Genomic DNA, 13,602 nt, shown 5'->3' on the forward strand with positions numbered 1-13,602 from the left:
ATGCCGGCGCCCTCATGGCCGAGAATGGCGGGGAACAGGCCTTCCGGATCGGCACCGGAGAGCGTGAAATCGTCGGTATGGCAGATGCCGGTCGCCTTGACCTCGACCAGCACTTCGCCGGCCTTGGGGCCTTCGAGCTGCACGGTCATGATTTCGAGCGGTTTGCCGGCCTGCGTGGCCACGGCGGCACGTACGTCCATTGGGAATCCCTCCTCGCTTAGTCTTTTGATGAACGGACAATGGCATGCTGCTATTCGTCGGTTCAATAGCAAACTGCGGCGTGGATCGACGCGGGATCAAGATTCTACCTATGGCATCGGTCGTCGATCTCTGGTTAAAGGACGTGATCACCAATAGACAGAAGCCATGCCTCATTCCCATTCCGCCCATCCGCATATGATCCGCGGCTTGATGATCATGGCATTCGCAATGCTCCTGCTGCCCTGCATGGATGCGATCGCCAAATACATGGCCAATTTCCAGGCCATGTCGCCTGGACAGGTGACATTTTACCGCTTCTTCTTCCAGATGGTGCTGACCCTGCCGCTGCTTGTCACGGTCTCGGGCAAGGGCGCCTTTCGCGCCAAGCGCCCATGGATGAATTTGTTGCGCGGTGCGCTGCATGCGGCGGCGACGCTGTTGTTCTTCACCTCGGTCAAATACATGCCGCTCGCCGATGTGTTCGCCATCTATTTCGTCGAACCGTTCATTCTGACGGCAATGTCGGCGCTATTCCTTGGCGAAACAGTCGGCTGGCGGCGCTGGATGGCCATTCTTATCGGTTTCGGCGGAGCGATGATCGTCATCCAGCCGAGTTTTGCGATTTTTGGCGTCAAGGCCTTGCTGCCGGTCGTCTGCGCCTTTCTCTACGCGATTTATCTGTTTCTCAACCGCGCCATCGGCGATGCCGATCCGCCACTGACGATGCAAACCCTATCCGGCCTCGGCGGCACGGTTTTCATGGGCTTGGCATTGCTGGCCGGTCATTGGCTGGGCAATGGCGATTTCGCGCCGGGTCTGCCAACATCCTTGTTCACGCTTGCCATTCTCATCATTCTGGGTGGGCTCTCGGGCTATGGCCACCTGCTGGTCGTACATGCCTTCCGGCTTGCGCCCTTGTCCATCCTTGCGCCGTTTCAGTATTTCGAGATCATCTCCGCCACCGCGCTTGGCCTGCTGGTTTTCGGCGATTTTCCTTCCGCTGCCAAATGGCTCGGCGTGGCGATCATCGTCGGTTCCGGGCTCTACATCATCTGGCGTGAACGAAAGCGGCCGTCCACCGAAATGTCGCAGATTAGTCAATAACAATTCATTGCCCGTTTACTGCTTTCCTTGGGGCGGGATTAACAGGTCCGGGACAATATTGTATCTGGCTTCATGATGAAGTCGGAGTTGAAAAATGTCAAATTTTACATGGCGTTATCCGGCCTCTGCCATCGCCGGCAAACATCGGTTCACAGCCGATGACATTCTTGTTTTACGCAAGCATATGTTCCCCATGGGCCTGATCTCGGCTGATGATGCGGAGCAATTGCTGGCGCTGCATCGCTGTGCCGCAGATAAGTGCCCTGAATGGGATATCTGGTTCATCGAGACGATGGCCGCCTATATCGTCGTGCATTGCTATCCCCGATATTCGCTGGACGAATTGAATGCCGAATGGCTGATCGCCTTGCTTGCGCCCGATGGCGTGGTTCGCAGCATCGCGGAGCTGGAAGTCGTGCTTCATGCCATGGAAATGGCCTCGGCAGTGCCCGACATCCTGTCTTGCTTCGTGCTTGGGCAGTTGCAATTGGCGCTGCGGGGCGGGCAGGGCGCCTATGCGCAAAGCCGGATCGTCAAGCGATCGGGCATCGCGCCGCAGGATATCGAATTCATCTATCGCATCCTGCGCGGTTCGCTGTTTGCCGGCAAGATGGTTTTGAGCAAGGCGGAAGTCTCCATGCTCGATCGGATCGATGCCGTGGTCACAGGTAAGGTCAACGATCCGTCCTGGAAGGTTTTGATGCGCTCGCTGTCGGTGCGTACGCCGGAAGGCCATGCGACCGCGATGCCGTGGCTGCAGATGCTGGCAGAGGATGCCACGCTAGACGAGGCCGCCTGACATCTTGATTTCGATGATGAAATACGCGCCTGTTCCATCCGGCTTGACCGCATAGGCGCGGCCGCCGTGCAGGCGGGCGATCTCCGCCACCAAAGCGAGACCTAGGCCCCAGCCACCACCGGATTCGCTACGGCCCTCGGGACGGAAAAACGGCTCGAAGACGCGTGTCATCTCTTCCGGTTTCAATCCGTCGCCATGGTCACGCACTCTGATCAATGCCACTTCGCCTTGCTGCGCGATATTGATGCTGATCGGCAGAGCACCATGGCGCGCAGCATTCTGCAGGAGATTGCGGATCGCCCGCCGCAGCAGTTTTTCATTGCCCTGCACGTGCGTACTTGCGCCCTCGGCTTCGGCGCCGGTTGCAGCGGCTTCCTCGGCGGCGAGCGCCAGCAGGTCCACGGTCTGGTCGAGCGGCAGGGGCTGGTCACTGCCGAGCCGGCTCTTCAGCAGGATCTCCTCGACGAGTTCATCGAGTTCAGCGAGGTTGCGGATGATTTCCTTCTTCGTCGCCTCGTTCTGGCTGAGTTCGAACATTTCGGTGGCCATGCGCAGCCGCGCCAAGGGCGAGCGCAATTCGTGGCTGGCATTGGCAAGCAGCGCCTTTTGCGAGGTGACCAACGCCTCGACGCGGTCGGCTGCGTGATTGAACTCCAGGGCCACAGCGGCGATCTCGTCGCGGCCGCGGACCGGCGCTCTCGCCGACAGTGCGCCATCGCCCCAGGCCTGCATGCTGATGCGCAGCTTGTCGAGCCTGCGGGTGAGGTTCCAGACGACCGGAAAGGCGGCGATACCGACGGTCGCAGCCACGATCAGCAGCGATATGATGATGTTGTGGCGCGGCGGTTCGAAGGCGCGTCGGACATAGGCGACCAGCCGTGTGCCGTCCGCCAGCGTGGCGTTGAAGGCACGGAAGCGGCGATGCATGCCCGCCAGCCCCTCATCATCGTCGGGCGAGGGGATCTTGTTGCCAGCGCCTTGCAAGAAACGGCCATCCGGGCCGAAAATCGCTATGTCGGCATCGAGCGCGCGCGACAGTCGGTCGAGCATACGTTGCCGGTCGGCAGGATTGCTGTCCTCGCCCAGCATGACCGTCGCAAAGCGATCTATCCGCTCTTCGAACGGCCCCTTGGTGTCGAGCCGGCCCATCATGGCAAGCAGTGTCAGCATGGCGACGACAAGCGCCAGGCTGCCGATGACGGTGAGATAGATCTTGATATAGAGCCGGCTGCCAATCATGCGCGGCTGCCTTCATCCTGGTTGCGGGCGAAGATATAGCCCGCGCCACGCAGCGTCAGGATGCGGCGCGGATGTTTCGGGTCAGCTTCGATGGCTGCGCGGATGCGGGAAATGTGGACGTCTATCGAACGGTCGAAGGCTTCAAGCTCGTCGCCCTTGATGAGTTCCATCAAGCGTTCGCGCGACAGCACCCGGCCGGCATTCTCGGCCAGCGCCAGCAGCAGTTCGAACTGGTAGCCAGTGAGGCCGCATTCGACGCCGTCGAGTTCGACAACGCGGCGGCTGCGGTCGATCTCCAGCCGTCCGAAGCGCAGGACAGGATTTTCCACCTGGGTCGCCTGGCTGCGGCGGAGGATTGCCTTGAGACGCGCGAGAAGTTCGCGCGGGCTGAACGGTTTGGGCAGATAGTCATCCGCGCCGATTTCCAGTCCTACAATACGGTCAGTCTCATCGCCGCGGGCGGTCAGCATGAGAACCGGAAGACTGGAACCGGCGCGGATGCGCCGACAGATCTCAAACCCCTCGAGATCCGGCAGCATGACATCGAGGATCACGGCATCCGGAGGGCGGCGGGCAATGTCCTGGAGGCCGGCATTGCCGGTCGCCGCCGTCCGGACCAAAAATCCGGCCGAAGTCAGATAGTCGGCAAGCATGACGGAGAGACGCGTATCGTCGTCGATGATCAATAGCTCTGTCGCCATGTGCACTCCTTCACGCCGTCGGGATCAATCGTGGTCCATGTCCGGGCCGGGCATCATCTGGCCCCATTCGTCGACCAGCTTCTTGCGTTGGTCGGGGGTGAGAACTTCTGCCGCATCGCCGACAGCCTTGGCAATGGTTTTCGAACGCCCTTCCATCTCAGTGACATGCTTGACGCGCAGCTGCTCGATGGCGTTGCGGTCGATGGTCGGCGCTTCCAGGATCTTGACGACCTCTTCGCGCATCGCCTTGCGGTCATCCTTGCTCGGACGGACCTGGTCCATCGTAGTTTCGAAGATCTTCTTGATCTGATCCTTCTGCGTCTGGTTGGCGCCGGCGTCGGTCAAAGCCTGCTCCATGCGGTATTCCATGAAACCCTGCATCAGCTTGCCGCGCCAATGGCCGGGGCCTTCGCCAGCAGCGAAGGCGRCGACGCCGGCGCCGATCACCACCACGGCTGCGACGCCACCGATCACCAGCCTGCGGCCCCATTTCGGCTTCTTCGGCTGCATGACTTCGTAGAACTGTTCGTCGGTCATTTCATCGTCCTTTCTGCTTCATCAGCGAAGCGGTTGATGAGGCCAAATTAGACGCGCTCTGTTTCGCGGTTTTTTCCCGTTTGTGTCGAAGTGTAAAGTCCGGCCGGGCTTTCGGTGCTCTCGTAAACACGCTTGGCGAAGGGGTGTCAGGTTGTGTGAACATCATTGGCCACCGGCTTGATTTTGCTTCATTTATGCTTTCGAAAAGAATCTCTGTTAGACGTCTTTTTCAGTGGACCGGGGCGGCGTTTTCGTCTAGCACCGGGACGGCAAGAGCAATCGGCCGGAAAGAGAAAACCGCTCATGTAACCACGCCCAAATGAGAGACCACCGCGATGTGGCTCACCTTAGGGCAAGACATTCCAGGACAGGGGACTTGGCTATGGCAAACGATAGCGAAGACGACGTGATGGATGCCCCGACACTGGAAGAGAGCGCCGACCTCTCCGACATCTATACCGAGGACGGGGCCTCCATCCGGCAGGATTTCCTGAGCCAGGTCGGCACTGCCATCGCCGAAAAGGACGTCCTCTACCTCCAACGCAATGTCGGGCAGCTGCATATTTCCGAACTCGGCGATTTGCTCGAGGCATTGCTGCCGGATCAGCGTATCCAACTCATCCATCTTCTCGGCGACGATTTCGACCTCGCGGCTCTGACCGAGGTCGACGAGGCGGTGCGCCTGGAAATCGTCGAGCAGATTCCGAATGACGAAATCGCCGCCGCGATCGGCGAACTCGATTCGGACGACGCCGTCTACATTCTCGAAGACCTCGACAAGGAGGACCAGGAAGAGATCCTGGCCAAGCTGCCGTTCACCGAGCGGGTGCGGCTGCGTCGTGCACTGGACTACCCTGAAAGCTCGGCTGGCCGGCGCATGCAGTCGGAATTCGTCGCCGTGCCGCCATTCTGGACTGTCGGCCAGTGCATCGATTATCTCCGTGATGACGAGGATCTGCCGGAAAGCTTTACCCAGATTTTCGTCATCGACCCGACCTTCAAGCTGGTCGGCGTCGTCGACCTCGACAAGATCCTGCGCACGCGGCGCGGCGTCAAGGTCGAGGACATCATGCGCGAGACGAACCATCCCGTGCCGGCCGACATGGACCAGGAAGAGGCGGCGCAACTTTTCCAGCAATATGACCTTCTGTCGACACCGGTCATCGACGAGAACGGCCGGCTGGTCGGTGTGCTGACCATCGACGACGTGGTCGATGTCATCCAGGAAGAGGTCGAAGAAGACCTTTTGCGCATGGGCGGCGTCGGCGACGAAGAACTGTCGGACACGATCGCCGTCACCTCGAAGCTGCGCGTGCCCTGGTTGATCGTCAACCTGCTGACCGCCTTCCTGGCGGCTTCGGTCGTCTCCTATTTCGAGGCGACGATCGAGAAGATCGTGGCGCTGGCCGTGCTCATGCCCATCGTTGCCGGCATGGGCGGCAATGCCGGCACGCAGACGCTGACGATCACCGTCCGCGCGCTGGCGACCAAAAGCCTCGACATCCACAATGCCGGCCGCATCATCCGCAGGGAGTTCGTCGTCGGCATCATCAACGGCCTTATCTTCGGCTTATTGATCGGCGTGGTGGCACGGCTCTGGTTCCACGACTGGGATATTGCCGGTATCATCATGTCGGCCATGATGATCAACATGATCGCCGCCGCCATTGCCGGCATCATCATCCCGATGATCCTCGAACGGGTTGGAGCCGACCCGGCCGTGTCGTCGGCGGTGTTCGTCACCACGGTGACCGACATGACCGGCTTCATGTCGCTGCTCGGCATCGCCACATGGTGGTTCGGCCTAAGGGTCTGACCCTGAAAATTGACTTTTACGTCAATGTCAATACAATGCCGCTACGACACCGTGGCAGGCGACCGTGAACAAATATTACAGCATCACCGAACTGACGCGCGAGTTCGACATCTCGACCCGGACGCTGCGGTTCTACGAAGACGAAGGCCTGATCCATCCGGAGCGGCGTGGCCGCACACGGCTCTATCGGCCTGCGGACCGGCACCTGATCGCCCAGATCCTGCGCGGCCGCCGCATCGGCTTCACCATTGCCGAAATCCGCGAGATCGTTTCGGTTTACGATGAGCCGCCGGGTGAAGTCGGGCAGTTGAAGCTGATCATGACCAAGGTCGTCGACAAGCGCGACGAACTCAGGCAGAAGCGCAAGGACATCGACGAGACGATCGAGGAGCTGGATACGATCGAGGAACAGTGCCTCAATCGGTTGGCGGAGATTGGTGTTTCGACTTAGCGCTTGCCGGCTTGTCGCCCTTGCGGACGATTTAGTAGTCTCCCGGCTGCAGCGGAGAATGCTGCCAAGCCCGGTTGTCCAGGACTTGCCGGACGCAATCGTCGTTTTCTACATGAAAATGATGACTATGCGGAAAAGGCACGTCGACCACGCCGGGCTTGAAACCTGACTCGGTCAGGATCCGGGTGTAGGTCTCCAGATCGCCATAGGCCCATATTATGTTGTGCTGGTCGTAGACAAGCAGGCCTCTCCTGTCGATCGATGCGATCCAGAAATGGTGGCGACCGTCGGTTTCAAGAAAGCCGCTAAAAATCGAGCAGAAGCGGCTGACTTGTTCAAAGGACAGCAAGGGGGATTGATACCGCCCATCCTCTTTCTCGCCACGCGAAAGCAGCAGGATGTAGAGCAGGTAATAGTCTCCGCCCCAGGCTTCTGCCAGCCGTAACATCACTGCGATCTGGTCGGTGCTCGGCCCGATGGCAAGCCGAGTGACTGCGCCTGCCTCGCCGACGGCAAAAACGTTTCCGTAGTCATATTCCTGTCCCGCGAGGCCCTCGCCGGAGCTGAATTTTACAAGTCGCGTCTTGTTCACCGACRATCTGCCAATATTTTCGGAATTTCAGATCCAAACCCTTGTCCGGCGGCAATAGCGCTCGAATTCGTAGCCGAAACGGGCAAGCAGGTGCATTTCTTCCTTACGGATGACGTAGAGATGCGTGGCCGCGGCGGCGGCGAGAGATGCAAAGATGATCCAGAGATTGTCAGCATAGATTCCCGCACCCATCGTCAGCACCGTATAGCCGAGATAGATCGGATTGCGCGTGTAGCGGAACGGGCCGCGGATCACCAGCCGTGCTGCGGTCCGGTTCGACAGCACCGAGGTGCGGTTGCGGAACAGCATGATCGACGCCCAGACGACCAGGTATAAGCCGAGCAAAATCACTACTCCGCCCATCCCTCTCAGCAACATAAGCCGCTCGTCCGGCAGATGCAGCGGCATGACGCCTTGAATACCCAGCGCAAACGCGATGGCTGCGATATAGAAGAATGCGGGCCAGGGATATTTCACCGGCCTGATGCGATATGCGTTCATACGTCCAACCTATAAGTGCCGCTACTCGGACAATCTTGTGCATTCACTCGCGATGTCTTTCAGGCGTTCATAGTCGTCTGTGGAGATTGCGCCAGACTGGTATGGCGCAAGCAACTTGCTCTGTTGCAGGCCCTTGAGCGTACAGCTGCAAAATTTAGTGCAGAAATTGGCATCCCGCTCTGCAACGCAGCTCGGCTGACATTCATCTCTGAGGTATTTTACCTCCGGTGTCACAACCGGAGCTGGCACGACCAGCGAAAACAAATAGAGACCCGCAATGAGAGTCGGCTGATGGACGAGATAGAAGATGAGACTGTGGCGGCCAAGGAAGGCCAAAGGCGTTTTACTGAGGCGTGCGGAATTTATCCCCACGGAATTTTGTCTTAGCAAGTTCATCAGCGGACCGATACGCGCCGCCGCCATACCGAACAGGAATGGGCCGAGCCATGGGAATATCGGCACGAAATCGAAGGAAGCGCGCGGATGAGCGCTCAATCCGAGCCACCAGAACCAGGGAGCATCGAAAAATTCGAACTGGAGATGTTCCTGCAGATAGGCATTGTTCGCAACGATGACGAATACAGCGCCTGCGACGACAATCACCGGCCATGGGACACGCAGGAACAGAAGCCCGATGAGGCTCGCCAGCGCAATCTCGTGCAAGATGCCGAAATAGATCAGTGCCTCGTGAATGTTGAAGATAACCGACCCGGCGAACGTTATCGCCGACACTATTGCCACCGCGGCACCGGCGACCCAACCGAAACGCTTCCAGAAGCTCGCCCATTTTATGCCATTGCCGTGGGCAAGCACCAGCGAAAAGCCGGCCAGGAAAAGAAAGGTCGAAGCGATCGTTCTCGCGTAGATTTTCGGCCAGCCGACAGCGGGAAAGTCCGGCTCGAGATAACCGAATGCCGCAAGATCCCACGTGAAATGGTAGCTCGCCATGCAGATGAGGGCGAAACCGCGCAGGCTGTCGAGCCACTGGAAACGCTGGGAGCGGACGACCGGGGCGGCGGCCTCGTCCGGCATGTTCTGTTCTACGGTAGACGTCACTCTTCCAGGCCTTTCAGGAGCGTTTGTCGCGCCTCCGAAAAGAATTGYCGGCGCACCAGCACGAAGAGCACGAAAACGGTCATCGCCATAAACAAATATGCGTTCACAAACCAGCCCAGATAGCCGATCGACAGGAAAAGCGCCCTGAGACCGGCGTTGAAATGCTTGGCGGCGATGATGTTCATGGCTATCACCCGCTCGGCCGCAAGGTTGGCGGCATGCGTATCCTTGATCGCCTCGCTGTACATCGGCGTGCTGCCGAACAGGATCGAGCAATAGTTGAACAGACGGTAGGACCAGCCGAACTTGAAGAAGGAATAGGCGAAGATGGCCGACAAGCCGCCGACCTTGATTTCGAAAGCAGTGCGGCTGCTGTGGAAAAGCATCGGCCAGTCATGGAACAATGCCTCGGCCTGATCGGTGGCACCGAGCAGCGCGAAAGACGTGCCGAGAGCAATGAGTGATGCTGAGCCGAAGAAGGCCGTGCCGTTCTGTAGTCCGGCCATGATCGCCGTGTCGATCATCTTGAGATCGCGGGTCAGCGACGTCCTGATCCAGTTGGCGCGGTGGATCGCCATGGCGCGGGTGAGGCTGATCCGCCCGAACCGGCGCTCCGCGCCTGAAACCCAGGTGAACAGCGCCCACGAACCGACGAAGAAAAGCACGGCGATATAGTCAATGATGGTCATGCCTTCTCCTTGCACGGATTCGCGCCTATATGAAAGTTTCGCAGGGAATCATGTCGCGCGGATGCCAGCCGCTGGCGGAAGTCCGACGCGCGGCACGCAGCGAACTAGATTAGTTTGCGACATTCCCGATTTCGGCAGCAAGGTGGTAGCCAATGTTTCTTTCGGTGTTCGACGTCTTCAAGATCGGTATTGGCCCGTCGAGTTCGCATACGATGGGGCCAATGACGGCGGCGAACATGTTTCTCGACCTGATCCTGTCGCCCGATTGGCCGCGGCCGGCCGGCGCCAAGGTGGCGGCGATCAAGGCCAGCCTGCATGGCTCGCTCGCCTATACCGGTATCGGCCACGGCTCGGACAGAGCGGTGATCCTGGGCCTGACCGGCGCCAAGGCCGATACGATCGATCCTGACAAGATGGACGAAATGGTGGCGGATGTGCAACGCACCGGCCAGATCATACCGCCCGGCCACCCGGCCTATCATTTCCAGCCGAAGGAAGATCTCGCGCTGGACAAAAAGACGCCGCTTGCGGGCCATGCCAACGGCATGATGTTCCAGGCTTTCGACGGGGCAGGGCGGCTTCTGCTCAAGCAGGTCTACTATTCGATCGGCGGCGGCTTCGTGGTCACAGATCTCGAGCTGGAAAAGATGCGCAACGCCAGGAAGGCAGAAGCCCAGAAGGTGCCCTATCCCTTCGCCAGCGCCAAGCAGATGCTTGACATGGCGGCGCGCTCGGGCTTGACGATCGCCCAGATGAAACGGGCCAATGAAGAGGTGACGATGAGCCGCGAGGCTCTGAACGAAAAGCTCGACAAGGTCTGGAATGCGATGCGCTCCTGCATCGATCGCGGGCTTGCCGTCGATGGCATCATGCCAGGCGGATTGAAGGTGCGGCGCCGCGCCAAGCAGATCCATGACAAGCTACAGGAAGAATGGCGTTCGAATAAGGTCAATCCGCTGCTCGCCAATGACTGGCTCTCCGTCTACGCCATGGCGGTCAACGAGGAAAATGCCGGCGGCGGCCGCATCGTCACGGCCCCGACCAATGGCGCCGCCGGCGTCATTCCGGCGACGATCCGCTATTACCAGCATTTCCATGAAGACTGGGACCAGGACGGCATCCGCGACTACTTGCTGACGGCGGCGGCGGTAGGTGGCATCATCAAGCACAATGCCTCGATCTCCGGTGCCGAGGTCGGCTGTCAGGGCGAGGTGGGCTCTGCGGCGGCGATGGCGGCCGCCGGTCTTGCGGCTGTGATGGGCGCTTCGCCCGAACAGGTCGAGAATGCCGCCGAAATCGCGCTCGAACACCATCTTGGCATGACCTGCGATCCGGTCGCCGGCCTTGTGCAGGTGCCCTGCATCGAGCGCAATGCGCTGGGCGCCGTCAAGGCGGTCACCGCTGCGTCACTGGCGCTCAAGGGCGACGGCCAGCATTTCGTGCCGCTCGACGCCTGTATCGAGACCATGCGCCAGACCGGCAATGACATGAGCGAGAAATACAAGGAAACCTCCACCGGCGGTCTCGCCGTCAATGTCGTCGAGTGTTGATATCCTCGATTTCCGAATTGACGGCGTCGGCGCATTGGCGGATGAAAAGGCCATGGCACTTCATCTTATCAAACTGTGCGTCGGCGCCGAGTCCATCGAGGACCTCAGGGAATGGGTGGCGGAACGCTGCCTGAAGGCAATCGCCGAGGGCCGTGAGCCGCATTCCTATCACATCACCCGCATGGTGCCGAAACGGCAGGCCGACCTGCTCGAAGGCGGCTCGCTCTACTGGGTGATCAAGGGCCAGCTTTCTGCGCGGCAGAAGCTGCTCGACATCGAGGAATTCACCGATGCCGACGGCATCGGCCGCTGCAAGCTGATCCTCGGCCCGGAAGTGATCGAGACCATGCCGCAGCCGAAGCGGCCTTTCCAGGGCTGGCGTTATCTCGAAGCCAAGGATGTGCCCGCCGACTTGTTCGGCGAAGGCGAGAAGACCGACATGCCGGCGGATTTGAAGCGCGAGCTGGCGGAACTGGGACTGCTTTGAAGGTTTAGCGCAGCCTGAGTCGGACCGGATATTTACCTCGTGGCGTCGTCACATGCAGGTGGAGTTCTGCGAGCGGCTGGCTGCCGCGCCAGGCGCGGGCGCCATGGCCGAGCAGCATGGCGACAAGGTCGCGGGTCTTGGCATGCGAGCGATCGAGCCCCATGCCGGCGAGGCGCATCGCCGCTTCGTGAAGCGGCAGCAAGCCCATCCCTTTGGTCGGGCGCTTCTGGCCCTCGGTGGGAAAATCCTTGGAATTTCCATTCTGCGCCATATCTGCCTCGTACACCAAACAAATCGAGGTTTCGACGGGACCCGGCTGCTTGTCAGCCGGATTTCAGAAGGTGGCCTTGAACACGGCCACCCCTATCTTTGTTACTGCAGGCTTGCCCAGCAACTGACACCGCGGCGCTTCAGCGCCTTGCAGGCATTGACCGCTTCATCCTGGTCGCGGAAGCCACCGAAACGGGCGCGATACATGGAATTGTAGGCGACGGTGAACGGCGTGGCGGAGCGCAGCAGCCGTCCGCCCTTATCCTGCGCCTTCTGCAACAGACCCATCGCCTCTTCCTTGCCAGGGGCTGCGCCGACCTGGATCACCCAGCCCTTCTGAGCAGGCTCGGACTTGGTGGAGGCGGTGGTCACGGTATCGACCTTCTGCTCCGTCTTCGGTTCAAGCTTCGGCATCGAACGGGTCAGGTCTTCCGCGGGAACGGGTGCATCGATCTGAGCGACTTTCTTGCTCGACATGCGGATTGTCTTGGCACGCACAACGGGCACCATGTTGCCGGCATCATTGTCACTCGACGTGTCGGTGGACGCCACTTCCTGATCGTCGCTATCGCCCTGATCGTTGGATGCCTGATCGTTGGAAGCCTGATCGTTGGAAGCCTGATCGTCCGTCGTCTGGTCAGCTGAGGTCTGATCGTCGGCGGTGTAACGCGTCTCCGGCATAGGGCCCTTGTGGGGCAGATCGACATCACTGTCGGCCGTGGCGACTTCGGCAGCCTTCTCGGCCGGTTCGTCCTTGGTCTGTTCGGCGAAAGCCGTCTCGACGGAATTCTTCGAGCGCATGGAGACGAAGGTGTCATCTTCGCCGCGGCGCGAGGCCTGCGGCAGATAGGCTTCGATGAGGCGGCGCATCTTGCTGTCGCGCTGCGGCGTCGAAGTGCCGCCGAGCACCACGCCGACGACCGAGCGGCCGTTGAGCTGGGCAGACGTCACCAGATTGAATCCGGCGGCGCGGGTATAACCGGTCTTGATACCGTCGACGCCAGGAACGGCGCCAACCAGGCGGTTGTGGCTTGGAATGTTCTGCCGGCCGTAATGGAACATGCGGGTGGAGAAATAGCCGAAATATTCCGGAAAGTGCTTACGCAGCGCAACGCCGAGACGGGCCTGATCGCGGGCGGTCGTCACCTGGCGCGGATCGGGCAGGCCATTGGCATTATAGTAGACCGTCCGGTTCATGCCGAGGCTGCGGGCCTTGGCGGTCATCATCTTGCCAAAGCGCGGTTCACTGCCGCCGAGGAATTCGGCGAAGGCGGTGGCGCAGTCATTGGCCGAGCGCGTCACGATCGCCAGGATGCCCTGTTCGACGGTAAAATATCCACCAGCCCGGACGCCGAGCTTGGACGGCGCCTGGTTGGCGGCATGGTCGGAAACCGGAACCCTTGTATTGAGCGAAATCCGGCCCGTCTCCAAGGCTTCGAAGACGAGATAAAGCGTCATCATCTTGGTCAGCGAGGCCGGATAACGCAGGCCGTCCGGATCCTCCTGGTACATCACCTTGCCGGTCTTGGCATCGACGACGATAGCCGCCGGCCGCGCCGATGCGTTTGCTTCAGAGGCCAGCCCGAATCCCAGCGACACTGCCAGAACC

Annotated in this window: 16 protein-coding genes; 6 read left to right on the forward strand and 10 right to left on the reverse strand. The window is 60.0% G+C overall.

The features are described 5' to 3' along the window. A partial coding sequence (locus AC1D06_RS38920; protein WP_225115349.1) for an alcohol dehydrogenase catalytic domain-containing protein occupies nt 1–200 on the reverse strand: 200 nt, incomplete at its 3' end. Nucleotides 201–366: 166 nt separating this feature from the next. Between AC1D06_RS38920 and AC1D06_RS38925 the strand changes: the two genes are divergently transcribed. After that, nucleotides 367–1,305 (forward strand): DMT family transporter, encoded by a 939-nt coding sequence (locus AC1D06_RS38925; RefSeq protein WP_477990911.1) that lies wholly within the window; start codon nt 367–369, stop codon nt 1,303–1,305. Nucleotides 1,306–1,399: 94 nt separating this feature from the next. Continuing rightward, a complete protein-coding gene (locus AC1D06_RS38930) occupies nt 1,400–2,104 on the forward strand; it encodes a hypothetical protein (RefSeq protein ID WP_477990912.1) in 705 nt (234 codons plus the stop codon). Here the strand turns inward: AC1D06_RS38930 and AC1D06_RS38935 are convergent. Genes AC1D06_RS38935 through AC1D06_RS38945 form a run of 3 tightly spaced genes read right to left on the reverse strand, consistent with a single transcriptional unit; the run spans nt 2,087 to nt 4,581 of the window. After that, nucleotides 2,087–3,343 (reverse strand): sensor histidine kinase, encoded by a 1,257-nt coding sequence (locus AC1D06_RS38935; protein ID WP_477990913.1) that lies wholly within the window; start codon nt 3,341–3,343, stop codon nt 2,087–2,089. The two genes, AC1D06_RS38930 and AC1D06_RS38935, sit on opposite strands and share 18 nt — an antisense overlap. Beyond that, nucleotides 3,340–4,044, reverse strand: coding sequence for a response regulator (locus AC1D06_RS38940; RefSeq protein ID WP_477990914.1), 705 nt, complete (start codon nt 4,042–4,044; stop codon nt 3,340–3,342). Before AC1D06_RS38940 ends, AC1D06_RS38935 begins: the two co-directional genes overlap by 4 nt. Nucleotides 4,045–4,068: 24 nt before the next feature. Further along, nucleotides 4,069–4,581: a Spy/CpxP family protein refolding chaperone gene (locus AC1D06_RS38945; protein ID WP_477990915.1), complete on the reverse strand. Its 513-nt coding sequence runs from the start codon at nt 4,579–4,581 to the stop codon at nt 4,069–4,071. A gap of 382 nt (nt 4,582–4,963) precedes the next feature. Between AC1D06_RS38945 and mgtE the strand changes: the two genes are divergently transcribed. Then, the gene (gene mgtE / locus AC1D06_RS38950) at nt 4,964–6,397 is read left to right on the forward strand and encodes a magnesium transporter (protein ID WP_477990916.1); all 1,434 of its coding nucleotides are present in this window, start codon (nt 4,964–4,966) and stop codon (nt 6,395–6,397) included. Between the two features lie 64 nt (nt 6,398–6,461). Then, on the forward strand, nt 6,462–6,848 hold the full coding sequence (locus tag AC1D06_RS38955; RefSeq protein ID WP_477883512.1) for a MerR family transcriptional regulator: 387 nt from the start codon (nt 6,462–6,464) through the stop codon (nt 6,846–6,848). A gap of 31 nt (nt 6,849–6,879) precedes the next feature. On the opposite strand, the gene AC1D06_RS38960 is transcribed toward AC1D06_RS38955, so the two are convergent. From AC1D06_RS38960 to AC1D06_RS38975, 4 genes are read right to left on the reverse strand one after another with little or no spacing between them, the layout of a single operon-like run. After that, the gene (locus AC1D06_RS38960) at nt 6,880–7,440 is read right to left on the reverse strand and encodes a hypothetical protein (protein ID WP_477990917.1); all 561 of its coding nucleotides are present in this window, start codon (nt 7,438–7,440) and stop codon (nt 6,880–6,882) included. Nucleotides 7,441–7,467: 27 nt separating this feature from the next. Continuing rightward, nucleotides 7,468–7,941, reverse strand: a complete 474-nt coding sequence (locus AC1D06_RS38965) for a methyltransferase family protein (RefSeq protein WP_477990918.1) — start codon at nt 7,939–7,941, stop codon at nt 7,468–7,470. Nucleotides 7,942–7,962: 21 nt separating this feature from the next. Continuing rightward, nucleotides 7,963–8,973: a heparan-alpha-glucosaminide N-acetyltransferase gene (locus tag AC1D06_RS38970; RefSeq protein WP_477990923.1), complete on the reverse strand. Its 1,011-nt coding sequence runs from the start codon at nt 8,971–8,973 to the stop codon at nt 7,963–7,965. A 20-nt stretch (nt 8,974–8,993) separates the two neighbouring features. Next, nucleotides 8,994–9,686, reverse strand: coding sequence for a DUF599 domain-containing protein (locus tag AC1D06_RS38975; RefSeq protein ID WP_477990919.1), 693 nt, complete (start codon nt 9,684–9,686; stop codon nt 8,994–8,996). 152 nt (nt 9,687–9,838) lie between these two features. On the opposite strand from AC1D06_RS38975, the gene AC1D06_RS38980 reads away from it, so the two are divergent. Together AC1D06_RS38980 and AC1D06_RS38985 are read left to right on the forward strand one after the other, a co-directional pair. Then, a complete protein-coding gene (locus AC1D06_RS38980; protein ID WP_477990920.1) occupies nt 9,839–11,236 on the forward strand; it encodes an L-serine ammonia-lyase in 1,398 nt (465 codons plus the stop codon). Nucleotides 11,237–11,288: 52 nt separating this feature from the next. Next, the gene (locus AC1D06_RS38985; protein WP_477990921.1) at nt 11,289–11,723 is read left to right on the forward strand and encodes a DUF1489 family protein; all 435 of its coding nucleotides are present in this window, start codon (nt 11,289–11,291) and stop codon (nt 11,721–11,723) included. Nucleotides 11,724–11,727: 4 nt separating this feature from the next. Here the strand turns inward: AC1D06_RS38985 and AC1D06_RS38990 are convergent, their stop codons facing one another. Then, entirely contained in the window at nt 11,728–11,994 is a 267-nt protein-coding gene (locus AC1D06_RS38990) for a hypothetical protein (RefSeq protein ID WP_477990922.1), read from the reverse strand. A gap of 101 nt (nt 11,995–12,095) precedes the next feature. After that, on the reverse strand, nt 12,096–13,505 hold the full coding sequence (locus AC1D06_RS38995) for a D-alanyl-D-alanine carboxypeptidase (RefSeq protein WP_477990924.1): 1,410 nt from the start codon (nt 13,503–13,505) through the stop codon (nt 12,096–12,098). Nucleotides 13,506–13,602 lie beyond the last annotated feature (97 nt).

The organism is Rhizobium sp. P2_G2, from assembly GCF_056403555.1.